The organism is Streptosporangium jomthongense, from assembly GCF_042650425.1.
Classification (GTDB): Bacteria; Actinomycetota; Actinomycetes; order Streptosporangiales; family Streptosporangiaceae; genus Streptosporangium.
This window is the reverse complement of sequence record NZ_JBHSBC010000038.1, coordinates 66,545-89,347: the sequence shown is the minus strand read 5'-3', so window position 1 is coordinate 89,347 and position 22,803 is coordinate 66,545. Positions and strand designations below refer to the sequence as shown.

At 71.2% G+C, this 22,803-nt stretch carries 18 protein-coding genes; 9 read left to right on the top strand and 9 right to left on the bottom strand.

Going from position 1 to position 22,803, the window contains the following annotated elements; all coding sequences use genetic code 11:
- Positions 1–13 precede the first annotated feature (13 nt).
- The 6 genes from ACFOYY_RS32455 to ACFOYY_RS32430 are packed head-to-tail and all read left to right on the top strand — an operon-like array spanning position 14 to position 7,514.
- Positions 14–856 (top strand): TauD/TfdA dioxygenase family protein, encoded by an 843-nt coding sequence (locus tag ACFOYY_RS32455; protein WP_352015034.1) that lies wholly within the window; start codon positions 14–16, stop codon positions 854–856.
- On the top strand, positions 856–1,818 hold the full coding sequence (locus ACFOYY_RS32450; protein WP_352015033.1) for a 3-oxoacyl-ACP synthase III family protein: 963 nt from the start codon (positions 856–858) through the stop codon (positions 1,816–1,818). The genes ACFOYY_RS32455 and ACFOYY_RS32450 overlap by 1 nt, the downstream gene beginning before the upstream one ends.
- A complete protein-coding gene (locus ACFOYY_RS32445; protein ID WP_386194880.1) occupies positions 1,815–3,086 on the top strand; it encodes an ATP-grasp domain-containing protein in 1,272 nt (423 codons plus the stop codon). The genes ACFOYY_RS32450 and ACFOYY_RS32445 overlap by 4 nt, the downstream gene beginning before the upstream one ends.
- Positions 3,083–4,912: a phenylacetate--CoA ligase family protein gene (locus ACFOYY_RS32440; RefSeq protein ID WP_386194878.1), complete on the top strand. Its 1,830-nt coding sequence runs from the start codon at positions 3,083–3,085 to the stop codon at positions 4,910–4,912. Before ACFOYY_RS32445 ends, ACFOYY_RS32440 begins: the two co-directional genes overlap by 4 nt.
- Positions 4,909–6,252, top strand: a complete 1,344-nt coding sequence (locus ACFOYY_RS32435) for a hypothetical protein (protein WP_386194877.1) — start codon at positions 4,909–4,911, stop codon at positions 6,250–6,252. The genes ACFOYY_RS32440 and ACFOYY_RS32435 overlap by 4 nt, the downstream gene beginning before the upstream one ends.
- A complete protein-coding gene (locus tag ACFOYY_RS32430; protein ID WP_362915640.1) occupies positions 6,249–7,514 on the top strand; it encodes an MFS transporter in 1,266 nt (421 codons plus the stop codon). Before ACFOYY_RS32435 ends, ACFOYY_RS32430 begins: the two co-directional genes overlap by 4 nt.
- 27 nt (positions 7,515–7,541) lie before the next feature.
- On the opposite strand, the gene ACFOYY_RS32425 is transcribed toward ACFOYY_RS32430, so the two are convergent.
- Positions 7,542–8,186, bottom strand: a complete 645-nt coding sequence (locus tag ACFOYY_RS32425; protein WP_386194875.1) for an anthrone oxygenase family protein — start codon at positions 8,184–8,186, stop codon at positions 7,542–7,544.
- A gap of 17 nt (positions 8,187–8,203) precedes the next feature.
- Positions 8,204–9,031, bottom strand: a complete 828-nt coding sequence (locus ACFOYY_RS32420; RefSeq protein ID WP_386194873.1) for an NAD(P)H-binding protein — start codon at positions 9,029–9,031, stop codon at positions 8,204–8,206.
- 150 nt (positions 9,032–9,181) lie between these two features.
- On the opposite strand from ACFOYY_RS32420, the gene ACFOYY_RS32415 reads away from it, so the two are divergent.
- Positions 9,182–10,078, top strand: a complete 897-nt coding sequence (locus ACFOYY_RS32415) for a LysR family transcriptional regulator (protein ID WP_352015026.1) — start codon at positions 9,182–9,184, stop codon at positions 10,076–10,078.
- 1 nt (position 10,079) lies between these two features.
- Here ACFOYY_RS32415 and ACFOYY_RS32410 read toward each other — a convergent pair whose 3' ends face one another.
- The gene (locus ACFOYY_RS32410; protein ID WP_386194871.1) at positions 10,080–10,760 is read right to left on the bottom strand and encodes an FMN-dependent NADH-azoreductase; all 681 of its coding nucleotides are present in this window, start codon (positions 10,758–10,760) and stop codon (positions 10,080–10,082) included.
- A gap of 77 nt (positions 10,761–10,837) precedes the next feature.
- Between ACFOYY_RS32410 and ACFOYY_RS32405 the strand changes: the two genes are divergently transcribed.
- Together ACFOYY_RS32405 and ACFOYY_RS32400 are read left to right on the top strand one after the other, a co-directional pair.
- Positions 10,838–11,728: a sigma-70 family RNA polymerase sigma factor gene (locus tag ACFOYY_RS32405; RefSeq protein ID WP_386194870.1), complete on the top strand. Its 891-nt coding sequence runs from the start codon at positions 10,838–10,840 to the stop codon at positions 11,726–11,728.
- 418 nt (positions 11,729–12,146) lie between these two features.
- Complete coding sequence (locus ACFOYY_RS32400) at positions 12,147–13,763, top strand: RICIN domain-containing protein (RefSeq protein ID WP_386194868.1); 1,617 nt, start codon at positions 12,147–12,149, stop codon at positions 13,761–13,763.
- A 155-nt stretch (positions 13,764–13,918) separates the two neighbouring features.
- Here the strand turns inward: ACFOYY_RS32400 and ACFOYY_RS32395 are convergent, their stop codons facing one another.
- The 6 genes from ACFOYY_RS32395 to ACFOYY_RS32370 all read right to left on the bottom strand — a co-directional run bounded on the left by ACFOYY_RS32395 (position 13,919) and on the right by ACFOYY_RS32370 (position 22,787).
- Complete coding sequence (locus ACFOYY_RS32395) at positions 13,919–15,022, bottom strand: hypothetical protein (protein ID WP_386194866.1); 1,104 nt, start codon at positions 15,020–15,022, stop codon at positions 13,919–13,921.
- Between the two features lie 197 nt (positions 15,023–15,219).
- Positions 15,220–16,398: an FAD-dependent monooxygenase gene (locus tag ACFOYY_RS32390; RefSeq protein WP_386194864.1), complete on the bottom strand. Its 1,179-nt coding sequence runs from the start codon at positions 16,396–16,398 to the stop codon at positions 15,220–15,222.
- A gap of 180 nt (positions 16,399–16,578) precedes the next feature.
- Positions 16,579–19,581: a BTAD domain-containing putative transcriptional regulator gene (locus tag ACFOYY_RS32385; protein ID WP_386194862.1), complete on the bottom strand. Its 3,003-nt coding sequence runs from the start codon at positions 19,579–19,581 to the stop codon at positions 16,579–16,581.
- 118 nt (positions 19,582–19,699) lie between these two features.
- Positions 19,700–20,464, bottom strand: a complete 765-nt coding sequence (locus ACFOYY_RS32380; RefSeq protein ID WP_386194860.1) for an SDR family oxidoreductase — start codon at positions 20,462–20,464, stop codon at positions 19,700–19,702.
- A 114-nt stretch (positions 20,465–20,578) separates the two neighbouring features.
- Positions 20,579–21,970, bottom strand: a complete 1,392-nt coding sequence (locus ACFOYY_RS32375; protein ID WP_386194858.1) for a hypothetical protein — start codon at positions 21,968–21,970, stop codon at positions 20,579–20,581.
- Positions 21,971–22,046: 76 nt separating this feature from the next.
- Positions 22,047–22,787, bottom strand: a complete 741-nt coding sequence (locus tag ACFOYY_RS32370) for an alpha/beta fold hydrolase (protein WP_352015017.1) — start codon at positions 22,785–22,787, stop codon at positions 22,047–22,049.
- Between the last annotated feature and the right edge of the window lie 16 nt (positions 22,788–22,803).

Here is a 22,803-nt window from a genome sequence, read left to right as displayed (position 1 = left end):
GAGAGGGCCAACCATGACGATCAGTGAGATCACCCCGTTCATCGGCGCCGAGCTGACCGGCGTCACCTACGAGGACCTCGAACGCCCAGAACTCTTCGACCAGCTCGTGGACAACCTGAGACGGCGCGAACTCGTGGTCGTGCGCGGCGTCGAGCTGACCCCGAAACAGCAGATCACCCTGGCCAGACGCCTCGGCAGACCCGTCCCCTTCCTGCTCAGGGAGTATCGCCATCCGGAGTTCGAAGAGATCATGATCTCCTCGAACGAGGTGCGGAACAACAAACCGGTCGGGGTGGCCAGGGTCGGCAACTTCTGGCACCAGGACTCCTCCTACATCGCCGACCCGGCGCCCTACACCATGCTGCACGGCGTGAACGTGCCCTCGACCAGCGGGCACACGCTCTACGCCAGCGCCGTGGACGTCTACGAACGCCTCCCCGAGGAGTGGAAGCGAAAGATCGCCGGGAGGAACGCCCTGGCGACCGTCAACAAGCGCCTGCGGATCGGCAAGGAGCACGTCGGCCTGTCGGTCGCCGAGTTCCGCGCGCTGATCGACATCGAACACCCGAAGGTCGAGCACCCCCTGGTGCGCGAGGACCCCTTCACCGGACGCCCCTACCTGTACGGCTCTCCCGAGTACCTCGACTCGGTGGTCGGCTTCGACGCCAACGAGAACGCGGCCTTCTTCGCGATCGTCGACGAACTCGTCCAGGACCCCGAGCACGTCTACACCCACCGCTGGACCCCCAACGACCTGGTCATCTGGAAGACCGCGACGACCTACCACTGCGCGACCGCCGTCGAGCCGGGCGTCGGGCGGACGGTGCACCGCGTCAGCATCCAGTCCGGTGACTGATGGGCGGCATCGTCGACTTCGAGGTCCGTCTCCCCAGGGGACGGGCCGCCGTCCACCTGATGCACCGGGCCTCCGGCGTGCCGGTCGAGGCCATCAGGGAGATCACGCACACCGAGGAGTTCCCCGTCCTGGGCGAGACGGAACAGTCCTGGGAACTCGCCGCCGAGGCGGCCAGGGCACTGCTCGGCCGTACGGCGGTGCGACCGGGGGACGTCAGGCAGGTGATCTTCGCGGGCTCCGGTGAGTGGGACGTCCCGTTCTGGTCACCGGCGGCGCGGGTGGCCGCGGAACTCGGCGTCGAGGACGCGCACTGCTTCGAGGTGGCCAACTTCTGCAACGCGGGCACGACCGCGATCAGGATCGCCCTCGACCGGCTCGCCGGGCAGCGCGGCGACGGGTACGCGCTGGTGCTCGTCGCCGACCGGCTCAGCCAGCTGGTCGACCACGCCGACCCCGGGTCCAAGGAGCTGTTCAACTTCGGCGACGCGGCGGCGGCCGTACTGCTGTCGAGGCGGGAGGCCGTTTTCGAGGTGCTGCACACCGCGGTGCGGACCGACCCGAGCTGGGCCGACTACTACCACGGTGAGCAGCGGGACGGGCGCCTGGTGATCCGCAGGGGGCCGCACCGCTCCGGGCTCGCCGACGCCTACGTGGACAACTTCACCCGGCTGGTCGAGGAGACCCTGCGGGCCGTCGGCGGCAAACGGGACGACGTCGCCCACTTCCTGATCAACCAGGGTGACCGGAGGATGCACGAGCGGCTGCTGCGGGAGCTCGGGCTGCCACGGGAGAAGAGCGTCTTCAACTACCACAGGCTCGGCCACATGGGAGGCGCCGACACCCTGATCGCCCTGGACGGGCTCAGGGAACGGCGGGCGCTGCGGCGCGGGGACCTGGTCCTCCTGGCCACGAGCGCCATGGGCTTCAGCTGGGGAGTCACCGCATTGGAGTACGCGCGATGAAGATTCTGGTCGTCCACCAGGTTCCCTACCGGAAGATCGACTACCACCTCGCCATCGACCACGAGGTCCACGACGTCACCTACGTCGGCCGCGCGGAGCGGATCGCCGAACTGCCCGAGGGACTGCGCTGCCGGAGACTTGAGGTCGGCCCCGCCGACGACCTGGCCGGGTGGATCATCGAGAACGTCTCCCCCGCCGAGGGGTTCGAGCAGCTGCTGTCGCTGTCGGAGGACGGCGTCCTGCTGGCCTGGCGGGTACGGCGCCACCTCGGGATCGAGGGCCCCTCCCTCGACCGGCTGCGCCGGGTGCGCGACAAGGTCAGCATGAAGGAGGCGCTCGAAGGCTCGGGGGTTCGTCACCCGCGTTTCGTGGCGGCCGACGCCGTACCCGGTTCGCTGCCGTGGAGCGGCAGGACCGTCCTCAAACCCCGGCAGGGCGCCTCAAGCCAGGAGGTCGTCATCCACGAGACGGCCGAGGCGGCGCTGGCCGCCTGCCGCGCGCTCGGCGACCCCGGCGGGTTCGAGCTTGAGGAGTACGTGGACGGCGACGTCCTGCACGCCGACGGGCTGGTCCAGGACGGCGAGCTGGTCGACGTCGTGTTCAGCAGGTGTGTGCGGACGCCGCTGGACTTCGCGCAGGGGACGCCGATCGCCTCGCACCAGATCCAGCACGACGAACGCCACCGGGTCTTCGCCGAACGGGTGCTCAGGGCCCTGGAGATCGACACCGGCTGCGTCCACCTTGAGTTCTTCGAGACCAAGGAGCAGGAGCTGGTCTTCCTTGAGGTCGCCAACCGGCTCGGCGGCGCGGGCATCGTGACCTCGCACCTGCGCCACACCGGGGTGCACCTGCCCTCGCACGAGATCGCCATCCGGCTCGGCTGGCCCAGGCCGCGACCGCGCCCGGCGAGCGGGCGCTACCACGGCTTCGCCATCTTCCCCGGCCACCACCTGAAGCCGGCGGAGGGCTACACGGTGGACGTGCCCGACCACATCAGGAACCACCCGTGGGTGGACAAGGTACACAGCCTGGACGGCAGGCAGCCGCTGCCCGACCACATCTCCTACCAGGAGTGGGAGATCCCGGTCTTCATCGAGGCCTCACACCCCGACCCCGGCGTGCTCAGGCAGATCCTCGGCGAGTTCGTCCTGGCCCCCCTCGTGAGACCGGGAGGCCCGCCGGTGAGGCCGGGAAGCCCTTCCACCGAGCCGAAGGGCCCGCCTGTCCGGTCGGAGGGCCCGCTCGTCAGGCCGGAGGGCGTGCGGTGAGGCACTACCCGACCGACCTGTTGCTGGCCGTCGAACACGCCGAACGCCATCCCGTGGAGGCGCTCGCCGAACACGGGCTGACCGGCCTGCTGAACGGCACCGCGCTCACCGAGGCCCTCGACGAGCTGTTCGACGGCCTCGGCCGGTATCCGTGGCGGCCCCTGCCCGACGGTGACGTCGAGGAGTTCGCCCCCGTCGGCACGGTGCCGCTGGACGACGAGGAGCCGGGGGCCACCCTGCGCGGCCTGCTGTACGGCCTGGCCACCGGCAACCGGGTCGTCGTGCGCACCGGGCGCCGGGACCTGTGGCTCGCGGTGACCGGCCTGCTGACCGGGGCGGGCGTGCCCCTGCCCGACGTCACGGTGACGGACCGGGACGACCGTACGGCGGGGCCGCCCGTGGAGGTCCCGCCGCCCCGGGTCCGGGGCGCCTTCCCCACCGAGGCCGCCAGGCGGGCCGCCGAACTGGCCGCCGACGCCAGGGCCGGGTGGGTCGGGCGGCTGTTCACCCGCGACCACCTGGCCGGTGTCTCCCTGGCCGTGGCCCGGGGCCGGGACGCGGCCGAGGAACCAGGACGGATCGGGGCGAAGCTTCGCTACCTGGCCGGGCGGGCCCGCCGTACCCAGTACTACCGGGACCTGCCCGCCGTCACCGGGCGGCAGGACCTGACCCGGCTGCCGATCCTGGACAAGGCGGTCCTCGACGCCCACACGCCGCCGGTCAGCCGGGACATGTCCAGCGACGCGCCGCCGAGCGGCGAGATCCTGCGCAGCGGGGCGACCACCGGGGAGCCGCGCTACATCGTCTACTCCCTCACCGACTGGTCCAACATGGTGCGCGAGGCCGTGCCCATGCTGTACGGCGTCGGCCTGGAGAAGGGGGACCGGCTGGTCAACGCCCTGTTCGGCGGCAGTCTCTACGGCGGCCTGATCACCAGCAGCTGCGAGCTGTCGCGGATGCCGATCGAGTGCTACACGACCGGCCAGCACATCACGGTCGACGACCTGCTCGCGCTGGTGCGGAACTTCTCCGTCAACGCCGTCGTCGGCCAGCCCGCGCTGATCCTGCCCCTGCTGCGCGAGGCCGCGGCCCGCGAGCCTGACCTGCGCCTGGAGAAGGTCGTCTACGGCGGCACCGCGATGACCGAGACCGACAAGGCGTGGCTGCGCGAACGGCTCGGGGTCCGGGTGATCTCCAGCATCCTCGCGGCCAACGACGGCGCCCAGCTCGGCTACCAGTGCCCCGGCCTCGACGGCACGCTGCACCACCTGTGCGACGACTACAACCTGGTCGAGGTGGTCGACGAGGAGGGCCGCCCGGTGCCGGACGGCGAACCCGGCCACCTGCTCGTCACCGCCCTGCAGAAGTTCGAGGGGCCGCTGGTCCGCTACCGGATCGGCGACGTCGGCCGCGTCCTGCCCGGCCGTGACTGCGGCTGCGGGACCCCCGGCAGGATCCTGGAGTATCTCGGCAGGTCGGACGGCCTGATCAAGGTCAAGGCCCGCACGGTCCTGTACGACGAGATCCTCACCGCGCTGGCGGTCTTCCAGGTCTCCCGGCTCCAGGTCGAGATCACTTCGAGCGACGGCACGGACACGGTGGTCGTCCGTACCGAGTCGCCGCTCGACCTCGACCCGGAGAAGGTACGGCACCTGCTGGGGAGCGAGTTCGAGGCGCTGAGCGACCGGCACGCCTTCGGCGACGGGCTTGAGGTGTTCCGGCTGCTCGTCGAGTGCCACCCCGAGGGGGGCCTGCCGAGGAACCCGGTGAGCGGGAAGGTCAGACCGGTGATCGACCGGCGCGTCGGATCCGGAGCGGTCTCATGACCAATCGCGTCACGGAGCTGTACAACGAGGAGCTGTTACGCGGCGGCAGTCCCCTCGCGGAGATCGACCTGCACGACGAGGAGCGCTTCCCGTACCTGGCCGGCATCGACCGCCGGTATCTGAACCGGCCCGTCTTCGTCGGGGAGGGGGAGCTGAACCGGTTCGCCGACGACGTGGTCCGCGCCGTGGACATCCTCATGTCGCTGCCCGAACGGCTCTACGACGGCGACCTCGACCGGCTCTGCCGGACCCTGGGCGTCGAACCGCGCAGGGCCCGGCTCATGCGCCGTCTCGGCGGGGCCAGGCCGTACCGCTTCGGCCGGATCGACGCCTACCACGACGGCGAGTCGTTCAAGATCCTGGAGTTCAACGCGACCAGCGAGACCGGCGGCCTCGAATGGGTCGGTCCCGCGACCAGGGCCATGCTCGACCACGACGCGCTGCGCGCCTTCGCCGAACGGCACCGCCTCGGCTTCGTCGACGCCCCGGAGAAGGTGGCCGAAGCCCTGCGTCAGGTCACCGGGAGCCGGGATCCGGTGGTCGCCCTGATCGAGGGGGAGGGCGGGCTGGCCGACTACGGCGTGGCCTGGCGCCCGCTGCACCGGCTCCTGCGCGACCTCGGCCTCGACTGCCGTCTGGGCGAGATCACCGACCTGGACTTCGGGAACGGCCGGGTCCTGTTCCGTGGCACCCCGGTCGACGTGGTCTACCGCGTCTTCGAGGTGGACCAGGTCGTCGACCACCCGGAGGGCCTCCGGCTCACCGAGCGGCTCCTGGCCGCGCACGAGGAGGGGAGCGTGGTCGTCTGGACCCCGCTGGAGACGGAGATCTACCGGCAGAAGGCCTGCATGACGCTGCTGTCCGACCCCGGTCTCGGGGTACGGCTCTCCGCCGAGGAACGGGCGCTGATCGACCGTGTGCTGCCCTGGACCCGCTCCCTTGGGGAGCCCGGCCTGTTCGAGGAGTGCGTGGAGCGCAGGGAGCGTCTCATCCTCAAGCCGAACGACGCCTACAGCGGGCGGGGCATCGTCGCGGGCTGGGAGGTCGGCGAACGCGAGTGGCTGCGGGCCCTGCGGGACGGGGCGGAGACGGGCGCGATCGTGCAGGAACGGGTCGTGCCGCGCCACGAACCGGTCGTCGATCCGGTGACCGGCCGCGTCGAGCCGTGGGAGGCCTGCTGGGGGCTCTACTACACCCCGGCCGGGGGGTACGCGGGCGGCGGCTGCCGCTTCCAGAAGGTCGGCCAGGTGGACATCAGGGCGCTGGGGCCCGGCACGAAGACCAAGGTCGCGGGCGTCCTCACCTACCCCGACGCGGTTGAGGGGGTCGGCTCGTGGTGACCGAGGACACGGCCGTACGGCGGGCGGAAGGGGGCCTGGGGCGCAACTTCAACTACCTGCTCTCGGCCTACTCGATCCAGACGCTCGGCGAGGGCGTGGTGATCGCGGCCCTGCCGCTGCTGGCGAGCAAACTCACCGACGACCCCCGGCTCATCTCCTGGGTGCCGCTGGCCACCGAGCTGCCCTGGCTGCTGCTCGCCCTGGTCGGCGGCGTGATCGTCGACCGCTACGACCGGCGCCTGCTGATGATCGGCGCCCAGACGGCGCAGACGCTGCTGCTCGTCACGGTCGCGTTGATCGTGACGCTGGGCGGCACCAGGATCTGGATGATCTACATCCTGGCGTTCGGGCTGTGCGTCGGCGACATCCTCTTCATGGGGTCGAGCCGGGCGCTGATCCCCACGGTCGTGCGCGGCGCCGACCTGGAGACCGCCAACGGGCGCAACGTGACGGCCGAGACGCTCGGCCGGATGTTCCTGGGGCCCGCGCTCGGTTCGGCGCTGTTCGTACTGTTCATCCCGCTGCCGCTGTGGGTGAACGCCGCGACCTACGTCGTCTCGATCGTGCTGATCTCCCGGATCCGCAACGCGGCCGGTCACTTCAGGGTGCCTCCCGCCCCGGAGGCGGCCGAGGGGCGGCGCGGGGTGGTGGCCGAGATGATGGAGGGCGTGCGCTGGCTGGCCGGGCACCGGGTGCTGCGTGTCGTCGTCCTGCTGGCCGCGACCAGCAACTTCAGCGTCTTCATGGCCCAGTCGGTCACCGTGCTCTTCGCCAGGGACGTCCTGGGCGTGGGGGACGCGGGATACGGCGTCCTGGTGGCCGCGATGGCGATCGGCGGGGTCGCCGGAGGCCTGGTCAGCCGTCGGGTCGTCGGCCGCTTCGGCACCCGTTCCGTGGTCATCGGGGTCTCGGTCGCCAGCGCGCTGAGCCTGGTGGCCATCGGCCTGTTCGGCAGGCAGCCCGTGGTGGTGGTCGCGCTGTTCGGCGTCTGGTCGGCGGGACTGTCCGTATGGAACGTGATGGCCCAGTCGCTCAGCCAGCGGCTGGTCCCCAACCGGCTGATGGGCCGGGTCGGCAGCGCGACCAGGATGATCGCCTTCGGCGCGCTGCCGCTCGGCGCCCTCGCCGGAGGTCTGGTCGCCGCCGCCTACGGCCTGACGGCCCCCTGGGTGGTCGGCGGGGTGGTGCACCTGACCGTCGCCCTGCTCACGCTGCCCGCCCTGCTGCGCTGGCCCTCGGTGATCGAGGCGCCTCCGGCCTGACCGCTGCGGACGGCCCCGCCGCCGGCGTCACCACGCGCCGGGCGCCTGGCCGTACGGCGCGGCCCGGGTGTACGGCACGGCCTGGCCGTACGGCGCGGCCCCGTGGGGCGCCTGGCCGTACGGCGCGGCCTGGGTGGCCCCGGCGGCGCCGGGAGCCGGCGTGGGGGCCGGGGTCGCGGTGACCCGGCCGTGCAGGACGAGCGCCCAGGTGAGGGCGGCGAAGGCGGCGACGTTCGCGACCGTCCTGACGATGTTCCAGGTGACCCACCGCGCCTCGAAGGCGTGGCGTACGGCGGCCAGGTCGGCGATGTCACCGGGTTGGCCCGCCTTGGCGAGCTGGTCGTTGAGCGGCACGTTGACGGCGCTGGTGACGACGAACATGACCGCGTACAGGACGAGGGCCGCGATGATCCAGGGCAGGAGTTCCCGGCCGGTGCTCAGGTGCAGCACCAGCGCCGCGACGGTGAACGCGAGGCCGCCCAGGAAGCAGACCATGAACCAGCCGTTGATGATGGCCACGTTGATCCGCTGCATCGCCTCGACGAAGGTACGGTCGTGCGAGCGCGCCAGACCGGGCATCACCGCGTAGGAGAAGGCGGCGAACAGCCCGGCCATGAGGCCGGTGGTGAGGGTCGCGGCCAGCAGGGAGACCGTCTGCAGAAGCTTGATCATGGTGCTGTCTCCCGGTCTCAGATGTTCCAGACGCCGGTCGCGGCGGTCGCGCGGGCGTAGTCGGCGAAGTCGCGGGGCCGCCGCCCCAGGGCGCGCCGCACGCCGTCGCCCAGGTGGGCGTTGCGGCCGTCGAGCACGGTGGTGAACAGGTAGGTCAGCAGGTCGACGACCTCGGCGGGGACACCCTCGGCGAGCATCGCGGCGGCGTGTTCCCTCGCGGAGACCTGGGTGAGGCCGACATGGCGTCCCGACGCGTCGCCGATCTCGGCGACCGCCTCGGCGAAGGTGAGCAGCCTCGGGCCGGTCAGCTCGTAGACCTCACCCACGTGCCTATCCTCGGTGAGCGCGGCGGCGGCGACGTCGGCGATGTCGTCGGCGTCGACGAACGGCTCGGGCACCTGCCCGACCGGCAGTACGACCTGACCGGCCAGCACCGGGTCGAGCAGGTACCCCTCGCTGAAGTTCTGGGCGAACCAGCTCGCCCGCAGGATCGTCCAGTCGGCTCCCGACGCCCGCACCGCCTCCTCCGCGGCCTGAGCCTCCTCCTCGCCCCTGCCGGACAGCAGCACCAGCCGCCGCGCGCCCTGGGCGACCGCCAGTTCGGCGAAGGCGCCGACCGCCTCGGGCGCGCCTGGGGCCGCCAGGTCCGGGTGGTAGGACACGTAGACCGCCCGCACTCCCTGGAGCGCGGGAGCCCAGGTCTCCCGGTTCTCCCAGTCGAAGGGAACCCCACCGGAGCGGGAGCCGATCCGCACGGGCAGGTGGCGTTCCGTCAGCCGCCGCACGACGCGGCTGCCCGTCTTGCCCGTGCCGCCCAGCACCAGTGTCGGCGTGTGCTCTCCCATGTTCCCCGTCTCCCCGTGGTCTTTTCGGTCTTCCGAAACGTGCTGACCTCTTAAGGATCATTCACTCTGAAACCCGGAACAATGCCGTGTTATGCAACGTTCGTTAACACACAGGTTCACGAACGGGGGTTCGCGGTGGAGCGGCGGGACATGGAGATCTTCCTGGAGCTCGGCAGGGAGCTGCACTTCGGGCGGACGGCCGAGAACCTGCGGGTGTCCACGGCCAGGGTCAGTCAGACGATCAGGCAGCTGGAACGCCGCATCGGGGTCCGGCTGTTCGAACGGACCAGCCGCAGGGTCGAGCTGACCCCGGTCGGCCGTCGCCTGCACGAGGACCTGGCCCCCGCCTACCAGCAGATCCTCGACGGCGTGGCCAGGGCGGTCGCCGCGGGCCGGGGCCTCGACGGAGTGCTGACCGTCGGGTTCATCGGCACCGCCGTCGGCCGGTTCGTCTACGAGGTCGCCGACGTCTTCCACACCCGCAACCCCACCTGCCAGGTCCAGGTCAGGGAGAACGCCTACAGCGACGGCACGACCCTCCTCGACGAGGGGAGGATCGACCTCCTGGTCGCCGTGCTCTCGCCTCAGGAGGGTTCGGGGCTCAGCGCCAGCCCGGTCCTGTTCCGGGAGGAACCGCTGCTCGCGGTCTCCGCCCGCCATCCCCTCGCCCGCCGCGACGCGGTCACGCTCGACGACCTCGCCCACGAGAACGTCCTGCGTCCCCGCCTGCTGCCCGACTTCGCCGACGAGGCCCTGGTGCCGCGCCGTACGCCCGGTGGCGCGCTCATCGAGCGCGGACCGGATTTCAGCACCATCCAGGAGATGTGCGCGCTCGTCGGCGCGGGCAAGGGCGTCTTCCCCGTCCCCACCCACGCCGCGGAGTACGACGCGCGGCCGGACGTCGCCTACGTTCCGCTCACCGACGGAGCCGTCTTCGAGTGGCGGCTGCTGTGGCGTACCGGGGCGGAGACCAACCGCGTCCGCGCCTTCGTCCAGGCGGCCCAGGAGTACGTGGCCGGCAGGCGGGACCCGCTCATCAACCGGTGACTCAACCGGTGAGCAGGGCGGTCAGTGCGGCCGTGGCCTCGGCCAGGGACTTCTCCGCGAACGGCTGGAAGCGGGCCAGTTCCGGGAGCCTGTCCGCCAGCGTCATCTCGGCGCGGACGAGGTGCAGGTGCTCCCCGGCCACCCCGAGGTCGCCGAAATAGGCCCGCAGGTAGGGCTCCTGGAAGTCGAAGGCCTCCCTGGGCGTGCCCGGCCCGTAGGCGCCGCCCCGCGCGAGGACCACGACCACCCTCGTCCCGGCCAGGCTCCCCTCGGGGAAGGCGCCGGGGAAGGAGACCCGGTCGATCCACGCCTTCAGCGCGGCGGGGACGGCGAAGTTGTACATCGGCACGCCGAACAGCACCGTGTCGGCCGCCAGCACCTCGGTGATCAGCGGCAGCGTCAGCGCCCACTCCCGTTCCTCCTGCGCGTTCTCCACCAGGGCGCCGACCTCGGAGGGCGGGACGGACTTCTTGACCTCGACCCGCCTGCCCAGGACGCAGTAGGCCGAGGAGATCGGCGGCACCGGCTCGACGGCCAGGTCCCGGTGGCGGTACCCGGCGGTGCCGTGCCGTTCGCACCACAGGTCGGCGAACAGCGTGGTCAGCCGCCTGCTGACGGACTCGCCGGAGTCGTCGGCACTTGAGTCGATCCGCAGCAGGGACGGTCGCGTGTTGACGGTCATCGGTTCTCCCCGTGTCACCTTGTTCGTGTCGTGTTCGTCATGGAACTGACGAGGGGGAGTGAGCGAAGGTGACCGGGATGGACGGCAACGACGAACTCGCGGAGCGGTTCGAGGCGCACCGGGGCCACCTGAGGGCCGTCGCCTACCGGATGCTCGGTTCGTCCGCGGAGGCGGACGACGCCGTCCAGGAGGCGTGGCTACGGCTCGTCCGTGTCGACGCCGGGGAGATCGGCAACCTCGCCGGATGGCTGACGACGGTCGTCTCCCGCGTCTGTCTCGACATGCTGCGCTCCCGCGCGGCCCGCAGGGAGGACCCGCTCGGACAGCCGGTTCTCGGACAGCCGGACGACGGGGGGAGCGACCCCGAGCGGGAGGCTCTGCTGGCCGAGTCGGTCGGCCGGGCGCTGCTGGTGGTGCTGGACACCCTGGCCCCCGCGGAACGCGTCGCGTTCGTGCTCCACGACCTGTTCGCCGTGCCGTTCGACCGGATCGCGCCGGTCGTCGGACGCACCACGGTCACCACGAAGAAGCTCGCCAGCCGGGCCCGCCACAAGGTCGCGCCGCCCAGGGCCTCCGGTTCGGCCTCTTCCGCCGACCGGCGGGTCGTCGAGGCGTTCCTGGCCGCCTCCCGTGAGGGGGACATGGAGGCGCTCCTTGCGGTGCTCGCCCCCGGGGTGGTGCGCCGCGCCGATCCCGCCACCCTGCCGCCGGGCGTCCCGGCCGTCTCCCGGGGCGCGCGGGCAGTCGCGGGGGAGGTCCTCGTCCTCGGCGGACGGGCCAGGTACGCCGAACCGGCCCTCGTGGACGGGACCGTGGGCGCGGTGGTCGCCCCGTACGGCCGTCTCCTGCTCGTTCTCACGTTCACGATCGAGGAAGGAGTGATCACCGAATACGAGGTGATCGCCGATCCCACCCGTCTCCGCGTCCTGTCCCTCTCTCCATTCCTTTCGCAGAAACATGAAAAATAGAAGAAGGAAAGGTTTGCCCCGTGAGAACGGTTCGTTTCGCGCGTTGTGCGGTCGCGGTGACTCACTTTCCCGATGCGCAGCGTGTTCAGGGGTGAAAAGCGCTCTCTCGCGCCGTTGGATGTCCGGGATCAGGCGACTTTTGGCAGCTTGTTCGCTTGACAGTCCAGGGAGCCTGTGAATCGGGTCGCGTTTACCGTCCGTCACATTTTCCTCAGTTGTAAAGTTTCTTTTCCGTTACCGTTTGACGGTTCCCCAACGATTGGACGCGGGTTATCGTGGCGATCGCGCCAACAGGGCGAAATCCACCACAAAACGCGACCGGTGCGTCCGGCCAGGCGTCGATTCATTCGCCATGGACACACGGGTGTCTTCGGCGTGCGCGAGGAACCACCGGAAGCCGCGGAGAGATTGAGGTCCGATGTCATCGAAGCGTGAGAGGCGAGGTTTATGGGCACGGGCGGTCGCCGTCGTGGTGCCCGCCCTCGTCATGGTAGGCCTGGTCCCCGCGACGCCCGCCGCGGCGAGCGTCCCCGTCATCTCGCAGGTGCACTGCGTCGGCGACGGAACCAGTGGTCACCGCGTCAAACTGATCTACGCCTACGAGTCGGGTTCCAACCGGTTCACCGAGAAGGAACCGCTGATCCGGCAGGCCGCGTGGGTCACGCAGGAGAACGTGAACGACAGCGCCCGCCGGGACGGCGCCGAGCGCTGGGTCCGCTTCGAGACCACCGGCTCGACCGGCTGTGACGTGGACATCGACTCCGTCGAGGTTCCCACCGGCTCGTCCGACGGCGACTGGACCGGGGCCCTGAAGACCCTCGGGTACACCGACACCGACCACATCTACATCGCCTACTTCGAGAACAGCACCGGCTGCGGCGGCACGGTCAGCGACGGCCGGATCAACGACGACAACACCATGGGAACCGGCAACCGCCACAACTCCTACGCCACCTGGATCAGCCTGTCGCCGGGCTGCTCCACCGGGCACGAGATGACCCACGAACTCGCGCACGCCCTGGGCGGAACCCTGCTGGGCTCCCCCAACCACACCTCCGGGGGTCACTGCACCGACTCCAACGAGACCCTCTGCCAGGGCGGCTCGACCGTGGTCTGCTCCGACCCGCTGGACGTCCGGCTGCTGGACTGCGGCAAGGATGACTACTTCGGCGTCGTCCCCGTGGGCACCTACCTGTCCACCCACTGGAACGCCGCCAAGGACAGCTCCTACCTGGAGCACGGCTCCACGGTCCCGGCCATCACCACGGTCCCGCCGCTGGCACCACAGTTGTTCTCGGCCGTGGACGTGGAGGGCACCGAGATCGTCTTCACCTACGTGCCGAGCACCCCGGTCTACGGTTCCGGCGTCACCCGTGAGGCCCAGGTGCTGCGCAACGGCACCGTGGTCGCCACCGTCCCGATCTGGCAGCGTTCGGTCCGGGTGACGGGTCTGCTGGCCAACACCAGCGCGACCTACACGATCCGGGAGAAGATCACCTACGGCGGCGTCTCCCGCACCTCCGCGCCGTCCGACGGGCTGATCGTCCTGACCGGTTCCGGCAGCAACCCCGCGGGCGCCGTCGACAACGGGATCACCACGGTCTTCACCAACGACGTCGTCGACTCCACCGGCCCGAACCAGGCCATGGACCTGTACTCCTTCAGCACCGCGGACAACGCCGCCATCGTGGAGTGGCCGCAGAACAGCCTGAAGAACCAGCAGTGGAAGCTGGACGCGGCGGGCGGCGGCTCCTACACGATCACCAGCGCGCACAGCGCCAAGTGTCTGAGCCCGCTGGCCGGCAGCGGCACCGCGGGGACGGCCATCGTCCAGGTCCCCTGCACCGGCGCGACCGCGCAGAAGTGGACGTTCCCCTCGATCTCCGGGATCACCTACCAGATCAAGGCGAGCGTCGGCACCAACCAGTGCGTCGCGGCGAGCGGCGGTGGCACCACCGGCGGGACCGCCCTGGTCCTGGCCACCTGCAACTCCTCCGACTCGACCCAGCGCTGGACCAGCAACCAGGTCGGCTGACCCTCCCCGACCGCTTCTCCCCGATCACCGAGCCGTACGACCAGCCCCCCGGTCGTACGGCTCGGCCATGCACACCTCGTCGAACCTGTGTACGAACCTGTGGAAACTGGGGATAACTCGTTCGAGGGCCAAGGTCCGTACGGACTTCGGACCTGTCAGGCGGCCCGCCTGAACCCGAAAGCATGGAGGTTGTGCCAGATCAGCGCGTAGCCATCGGTGCTGACCCCCAACGGCGCCGCGGGCAGGTCGCCGCCGAGCACCTTGCCGGTCCTGTCGTCCAGGGCCAGGTAGAGAGGCTCGGCTCCCTGCTCCTGCTTGACCTTGAGGTAGGCGATTCCGCCGAAGGCCGACTCGACCGACACCTCACGCTGGTTTTCCACAGCGGGGACGCGGAGCTCACCGGTCCTGGAGTCGATCAGCGTCAGTGGCCCGTCGCACAGCACGGTATCGCTGTCGGCGTCGAAGGCGGACGTCGCGCATCGCACACCCACCGAGTTCGAAACCTCGAACCCGCCCAACCGCTCACCCGTCATCAGGTCGTACAGCGAGTGCGTGGAGGACATCCCGTCCGACTGCCAGGTGAACAGGGAGTCGCCGACGATGGTTCTGCCCTGCACGTCTCGCGGTAGCCGCCAGAGCAGGCTCCCGCCCTTGGACAGGTCGAAGCCGTGGACGACCGCCGCCTCCTCGTCCAGGAGCATCCCCCTCGGCCAGTACACCGCCTTGTCCTCGATGACGCCGAGCAGGGAGTTCTCCTCCTCGGCACCGATCGGCAGGGCGACAGCCTGCTCGCCCGCGAGGGTGGACAGCTTGGACACGTTGACAAGACCGGCTCCGTCCGCCTCGCCTTCGGCGACGTAGCCACCGACGAAGAAGGTGCCGCCCTCCGGCGAGCGCCAAACCTCCGCCCCTGTCTCGTCAACCACCAGGTCGGACATCTGGATGGACTCGGCGGTCAGCCCCGACGCGGCCAGTTGCCGCTTGTGCCGTACCACTGCCACCGGTTTGCCGTGATCGGTGTCCACGCGCAGGGTCGCGTCCTCGTCTTCGATCGGGATGCTCTTGAGCTCTTTGCCCGTGGCGGCGTCGATCACCTGGAGGGCGAGGGCGTCGGCGGCCCGCCCGAGTACGGCGAAGGACTTGCCGACGGCGACGGCGTCACGGATGGAGCCGAGGGGTATCGTCCACGCCTGCTCCGTCGCGAGGCCCGGCAGGGCGGGGCCCTCGTAGGCGGGTCCTGCCGGTGCGGGTTCCGTCACGGCCGGAGCGGATCCTTCCGGCGTGGGCGCCGAGCACGAACAGAGCAGTAGGACGAGCAGCGGAGCCAGTAACCGACTGGACATTCCTGGAACGTATGTCCAAGATCATCCCTTGTCAACGAGGTCAAGCCAGTTCGTCGGGTACGGAGTTCGGATCTTCGGACCGGTCAAGACGGCGCCGCGCAGGTGAAGACCGCCTAGTTCCCATAGTCACGGAGGACGACGTTCTCGGCGACCCTGCGCGTCTTCGCGACCATCATCTTCTTGCCGGGCAGGTACGGCATGACCTTGTAGTACCGGTGGAGGAACGCGGTCAGAAGGCGGCTCTCCGGGACCATGTACCCGGCCACGCCCTCTCCCATCTTCTGGCAGCCCTTGGCGTACTCCCGCATCGTCTCCTCGTAGCGGGCGAAGGCCGTCCTGTGGTCGCCACGCGCGGCGGCCAGCTCCCCGGCCAGGACGTACGCGCCGACGAGGGCGAGCCCGGAGCCCATGCCCGAGAGCGAGGAGGGACAGTAGGCGGCGTCACCGACCAGGGCGACCCGGCTCTTGGTCCAGCGGTCCATGTGGACCTGGCCGACCGAGTCGAAGTAGAAGTCGGGAGCGTGACGCATCTCCCGCAGCAGCCGGTCACTCTCCCAGCCGTTGCCCGCGAAACGCTCGGCCAGCACGGCCTGCTGCCGCTCCACGTTCCTGCGGACGCCCTCCAGCAACGGTGAGGCGAAGTAGAAGACGGCCCTGGCCTCGGCGTTGCCGTTGGAGCTGTACATCGCCACCAGCTTGCCCGAGGTCAGGTAGGCGTGCCCGGTGCGGTCGAGGCCCAGGTGGTTGCCGGTGGTGAAGATCGCGCAGTAGACGCCCAGGTGCTTGACGTAGTCCTCCTCCGGCCCGAAGGCCAGGCGGCGGGTGTTCGAGTGCAGCCCGTCGGCGCCGATGACCAGGTCGAACCTGCGCGGCGCGCCACGCTCGAAGGTCACGTCGACCCCGTGGCCGTCCTCGGTCAGCGAGGTGATGGAGTCCCCGAAGACGTACTCGGCCCGGTCCCTGGTCGCCTCGTAGAGGACGCGGGCCAGGTCACCGCGGAGGATCTCGACGTCCCCGGAGAACAGGTCGTCGGGCATCCTGGTCTGCGGCCTGCCCGCGCCGTCGACGTACCACGTGGAGGTGATGTCGGTCTGGACGGCTTCGAGGTCGGTGAGCACCCCCATCCGGCGCAGGATCGACAGGTGCGCCTTCCCGCGGAAGTCAACGGCGTAACCCCCCTCCCGCAGCGCCGGGGCACGCTCGACGATCGTGACCTTGAAACCGTGGTGGGAGAGCCAGTAGGCGAGCGCGGGACCGGCGACCGAGGCGCCGGAGACAAGGACGTTTCTCATGCCGCACAGCTTCACGCGACACGCTCACCGCGGGCTCACCGCGAACTCACCGCCTCCGTCCCGAGGCTCACACGACGTTTCCGGGAGCCGCCTTGGCCCCGGGTCATGCGTGTCCGTCTTCGTTCCGGGAGCCGTCCTGAGCCTGCCGGCCTGGTTCCGAGGCCCACATGACCACAGAGGTCACACCGCCCTGGCCCCGGAGCTCACCGCCTCGACAAGGCTCTCGGGCAGGCCGATCAGGCGCAGCGCGTCCGCCCCGGGGGCCCCGGTCACGGCCGTCGCGGACTCGGCGGCCTGCCGGAAACGCGCCCTGGCCGTGGCCCGGTCGCCACGCGTCTCGGCGAGGCTGCCGAGTCCGGCGAGCAGCCGTACCCGGTTGCCCACGCTCCTGATCCAGAGCGGGTCGATCAGCTCAAGCGCCTCGGCGTAGTGGCTCTCCGCCTCGGCGAGGTCGCCGTCCCGCAGGGCGATGTCCCCAAGCCCGCGCAGGGCGGCCCCGACGTAGTTCGAGCTGCCCGCCCTCCGGGCCAGGGCGGCGGCCCTGTCGTAGTCGGCGCGGGCCGCGGCCAGGTCGGTCTCGACGAGCTGGTCACCCCGGTTGACCAGCAGGTCGGCGGCGTCCTCCAGGGCTCCGAGCTGGTCGGTGAGGTCGAGTGCCTCGTCGATCAACGCGACCGCCCGGGTACGGTCGCCACGCGCGACCGCCAGACCGGCGAGCGCGTCCAGGGCCAGCGCGGTACCCCACCGGTCGCCGAACGCGCGGAACTCCTCGACGGCCCCCTCCCAGACACGCGCGGCCTCCGCCATACCGGGCAGGCCGCTCTCCCCGAGGGAGTCGCCCTCGCCGAAGAACTCCCCCAGAGCCCCGAACCCCAGCACGTACCGGGCGACCGCCCGCGCCCACCCGTGAGGGCAGTCACGTTGGGCGGTGACCAGCGCGAACGTCTCCAGCGCGCCCTCCCCGCCCGTGTTGTGCATCATCCACAGCAGCAGGACGGCCGGATACCGCCCCGGCCGGTCACCCGGCCAGGCGGCGGCCAGCGCCCGCCCCGCCGCCGCGCGGTGCCGCCGCCACACCTCCCGACCCCCGGGACCGGAGGCGGCCAGCAGCACGCACACCGCGTACTCCTCGCCGAGCCCGGCGGGCGGCCGTTCACCCATCACGTCGAGCAGCGCGACGGCGTACGGCGCGACCGAGGGGGAGACGCCGCGAATCCACAGGTAGGCCGAGGCCGTGGCGAGCAGCTCAAGGCCCACGGCCGTGTCCGAGGACTCGACGGCCCAGCGCACCGCCGCGGGCAGGTCGCCGTGCTCACGCGCCAGGATCCCGAGCCACTCCAGCTGCCGTGTCCGCAGCAGGTGCGGGGCGGCGGTCCTGAACAGGTCGAGGACGGCACGCGCGTGGGCACGCCGTACGGGCTCGGCCTCCCCGGCCGCGTCGAGCTGTTCCGCACCGTAGGCGCGGATGGTCTCCAACATCCGGTAACGCCCGCCGACGACCTCAAGAAGAGACTTGTCGACCAGGGATTCGAGCGTCTCGCCGTCGATGCCGCACACCCGTGACGCGGCCTCGGCGCTCGCGCCCCCGGTGAAGACGGTGAAACGCCGCGCGGCCCGCTGCTCGGCCTCCGGCAGCAGGTCCCAGCTCCACGCCACCACCGACCGCAGGGTCCTGTGCCGCTCCTGGGCGGTACGGCTGCCGCGCGCCGCGACGGCGAGCCGGTCGTCGAGCCGCCCCGCGAGGTCGTCGAGTTCCAGGGTGCGCAGCCTGGCCGCCGTGAGCTCGATGGCCAACGGCAGATTGTCGAGGGCCGCGCAGATCCGCCGCACGACCCGTTCGGTACCACCGTCGGCGGTGCCGACGGCCGGGGCGACGGCGAAGCCACGACGTACGGCACGGGCCCGGTCGGTGAACAGCCGCACGGCCGCCTCGTCGTCGAGGGGCCGTACCTGCCACAGGTGCTCCCCGGTGATCCCGAGCGGTTCCCTGCTCGTCGCCAGCACCCGCAGCCGGGGGCAGGCGGCCAGCAGCCGGGCCGCCAGCGGAGCCACCTCCTCCACGAGGTGCTCGCAGTTGTCCAGGACGAGCAGGAGCACCCGGTCGGCGAGCGCCGCGATCAGGCGGTCGGCCGGCCGCCGCTCACCGACCTCCAGACGCAGGCCGTTCTCCCGCAGGCCGAGCGCGCCCAGCAACGCCTGCGGCAGCTCGGCGCCGTCCCGCAGCGCGGCGAGCTCGACGAAGCACACGTCGTCGGCGGCCCTCCCCGAGGACCTGGCGCCCGCGGCGGGTCCGGCGACTCCCGGAGCCCCGGCGACCTCGACCGAGAGCCGTGTCTTGCCGACGCCGCCGGGACCGACCAGGGTGACCAGCCGGGCCGTCCGCAGCAACTCGGCGACCTCGGCCACCTCCCCGGCCCGGCCGACGAAGGACGTCAGCTGGGCGGGCGGCGCGACGGGCGGGGGAGACGGGTCGGCGGCCAGCAGTTCCCGGTGCAGCGCGAGAAGTTCGGCCGAGGGGTCGGCGCCCAGCTCGTCGGCCAGGTGCCTCCTGGTCTCCTCGAACGCCGCCAGCGCCGCGGCCTGCCCGCCCTCGGCGAACAGCGCGCGCATCAGCAGCCCCGCCAGCCGTTCCCGCAGCGGGTGACGGCCGACCAGTTCCCGCAGCTCGGGCACGAGCGCGCGGTGCCCGCCGAGCCGCAGCTCGCCCTCCATCCGGTCCTCAAGCGCCGTGAGCCGTAGCTCCTCAAGACGGACGGCGGCCGGACTGCCGGTGAGGTCGGCCAGCGCGGGCCCCCGCCACAGCGCCAGCGCCTCCCGAAGAAGTGCCACCGCGCGTTCGGCGTCCTCCTCCCGCAGCGCGGCCCGCCCCTCACGTGCCAGCCGTTCGAACCGGAAGGCGTCCACGTCGTCGCGGGGCACCACGATCCGGTAGCCCGCCCCGGCCCGTTCGATCGTCGCCGCCGTGCCGAGAGCCGTACGCAACCGGGACATCTGCGACTGCAGGGCGTGCGCGGACAGCGCCTCGTCGGGGTTGACCTCGTCGGCCAGCCGATCGGCGGAGACCACCTCACCGGGGTTCACTAGCAACAGCGCGAGCAACCCGCGACGGGCGGGACCTCCGAGCGGAATCTCACTCCCGTCATCGCGCCACGCACAGGTCTGCCCAAGGAGCCCAAACCGCATATAAGTGATTATCCCCGTTACCGGTCTCCGATCACGCGGGACCACGGCTGGAGAACAGGCCGGTCATCACGGTGCCTCGTGGGAGACGACCCGGACCGCGACCGGCGCCGAAGGACGGTCACCCGATGGGACCGAGGTAGGTCCCTCCGGAGACGTCGACGGTCTGCCCGGTCACCCAGCGGCCCTGGGGGCTCGCCAGGAAGGCGACGACGTCGGCGACGTCCTCGGGCTCGCCGAGCCGTCCCAGCGCGGTGATCGCCTCGAAGGCGGCGACCACCTCGGGGATGGACGTGTGACCCGCGGTCATGTCGGTCCGCACCACACCGGGCGCGACCGTGTTCACCGTGATCCCGCGCCCGCCAAGCTCGTTGGCCAGGGACGGCGCCATCGCCTCGATCGCCGCCTTGCTGACGGTGTAGCCGATCTGCATGGGGACCGCGATCCTGGTGGCCGTCGAACCCATGTTGACGACGCGGCCCCCGTCGTTCAGCAGCGGCAGCGCGCGCTGGATCACGAAGAACGGCGTGCTCACGTTGACCGCGAGCAGCCGTTCGAACTCCTCGGGGGTGACCTGGGAGATCGGGTTGATCGACGCGATGCCCGCGTTGTTGACCAGGATGTCCAGGCCACGCCCGGCCAGCCCCTCGGTCAGCCCGTCGAACAGCAGGTCGATCGCGCCCGGCTCACCGAACCTGGCCCGTACGGCGAACGCCCGGCCGCCCTCCTTCTCGATCCGCGCCACCGTCTCGCGGGCCGCCGCGTCGTCACCGCCGTAGTGGACGGCGACCAGGGCCCCCTCGGCCGCCAGCCGTACCGCGACCGCTCTGCCGATGCCCCGCGAACCACCCGTGACCAGCGCAGTCTTGCCGGCGAGAACACCCATCAGAACTCCTCGATCTCGGCCGGCCCTCGGTGTGGCCCGGCGACCCCCCAACCATGAAGCCCGCCCCTCACCGCGCCCTCACCACGGGCTCACCGCTCCTCCCCTGATACCGGGTCACTCATCGTCCTGGAGGGGTCCCAGCCGGGCTGTCAGGAAGGCCTCGGCGTCGGGCCAGGGGAGGGGCGGGGGGATCGGGTACGTCGTCCTGATTCTGCTGAGTTCCCGGTGGGTGCGGGCCAGGCCGGCGAAGTCGCGTGGGTAGGCCCGGGGATCGACGCCGGTGAACACGCCCACCTTCTCCGCCCGTGCCAGGACCTGACGCCACTGCTCGATCGAGGCCAGCCCGACGGACTCGACCCCGTGGGAGAACAGCAACAGCCTGATCTCGGCGAAGGGGTCGGAGCGGTCGAGATAGCCGGTCAGGCTCGCGAGTGAGGGCTCGGTGTTGAAGACCATCCAGTACGGCACCGACCCGCTGCGCAGCGTCCACCACGGTTCGAGGAGCAGGAAGCACTCGGCGAGCAGCCGGTCGGCGGGCAGGTCACGCCGTCGGTACCGGTCCCGGTAGAGGTCGGCGACCACGGGGCTGAGCTCCTCCGGCTCCGTGAAACGCAGCCGCAGCAGCCGCCAGCCGTTGCGGGCGGCCAGCTCCCGCAGGTCGGGAAGCAGTGAGGGCTCGAACCCCCATTCGGCCTCCGGGCTCTCCTCGTCAACCGGCGGGTAGTCCCACCCGCGATGCGGAGAGCCGTAGCGGCGTAGGTAGTCGGCGACGCGGGGGCCGCCCTCCTCGTACTCCCGTGGCGTCGCCCCGCCGAGCGCGCCGTGCTGGAAGACATGGCGGGGGCCGACCCGTGTCACCGGCCTGCGCAGGCCGCATTCGACGACCACCAGGGTCGCGCCGGGCTCCAGGCTCGCCTCAAGGAAACGCCGGTAGGCCTCGGGCAGCCGCCGCCACTTGACCCGGAAGTAGGTCATCCCCGCGATCATCAGCCGGTCCTGGTTGGCGTCGTGCATCTGGTGCAGGACGAGGTCCGGGTTCGCGCTGGTCAGAGCGTTTCCGGCCTCCTGGGTGGCGAGGAGGTCCCGGCGGGGTTCGTCCGGATGGACGCCGCGACGCCGTACCGGGATCAGGAGGGTCTGCGGCAGCCAGGGGGCGGCCACGGCGGCGGCCAGGTGGACCAGGGCGCCGTTGGACGACCCGACGAAGGCCACCTGGCCACGGCGCCGGGGGTAGTGGCCGGTGACCCACCGCGCCAGGTCGTCCGACCTGATGTCGCCGACCCGGTTGGGTGGTACGGCCTCGGCCCAACCACTGGCGGCGTAGGCCTTTTCCTGGAGCGGACGCGGAAGCCTGTTGGCCAGGCCGAGTACGGCGGAGGCCCACGGCTCCGCCCACGCGGGCCCCTGCCCGATGAGCGGCACGTCACGGCCGTGCAGGAAACGGGAGAGCGCGCGCAGCATGCCGGTCGCCGAGTCGAACGACGCCACGACCTTGCCCGGTTTCACGGCCCGACCTCCCTCGGAAGGTTCGTCACGGCCTGGCCGGGGAGAGGGCTGACAGGCGTCAGCCGGTGGGGCGCTCTCACGTTCGCACCTCCGCCAGGAAGTCCGTCACGATCCGGGCGAGACCCCGAGGGTCGCGGTAGGGCGTCATGTGGGGCAGCCCTTCCATGATCACCAGGCGTCCCCGTGGCAGCAGCCTGGTCGCCTCCTCCGCCCAGGGCTGGGGCACGAGCCTGTCGTACTCTCCCCGCACGACCAGGGTGGGAACGGTGACGAGGGGCAGTTTGTCCTCGATCCGGTCGCGGATCGACTCACCGAACGTCGCCAGCACCCGTCGTAGCCCCGCGTCGCGGTAGTCGGCCACGTTCAACGGCACCATCCGAGGGTCCTCCCGTACGGAGTTGCGCAGCCACTGACCGGCGAGCCGTACCGGGGAGCGGGAGTGCGGATCGACCGTGGGACCGGCCAGCACCAGGGCCGAGACCAGCTCGGGATGACGGACGGCGATGTCGACCACCACCTGGCAGCCGAAGGAGCCACCGAGCAGGCAGGGCCGTTCCAGTCCCGCCTCGGTCACCCAGGCGGCGACGACGTCGGCCAGAGCGGGCAGGGTCAGCGGGCGGGACGGCTTGGCGCTCGCCCCGAAACCGGGCAGGTCGAGGGCCCACGTGTCGTGCCGCTCCCCGAGCGCGTCGACGAAGGGCAGCAGTTCCCTGCTGGACACCCCGGCCCCGTGGACACAGACGACGGCACCACCGGGACCCCGCCGACGGTGACCGGCGACGGTGAGCCCGTCGACGACGAGGTCCCGCCGGTTCACCCGCACCCGCACTCCC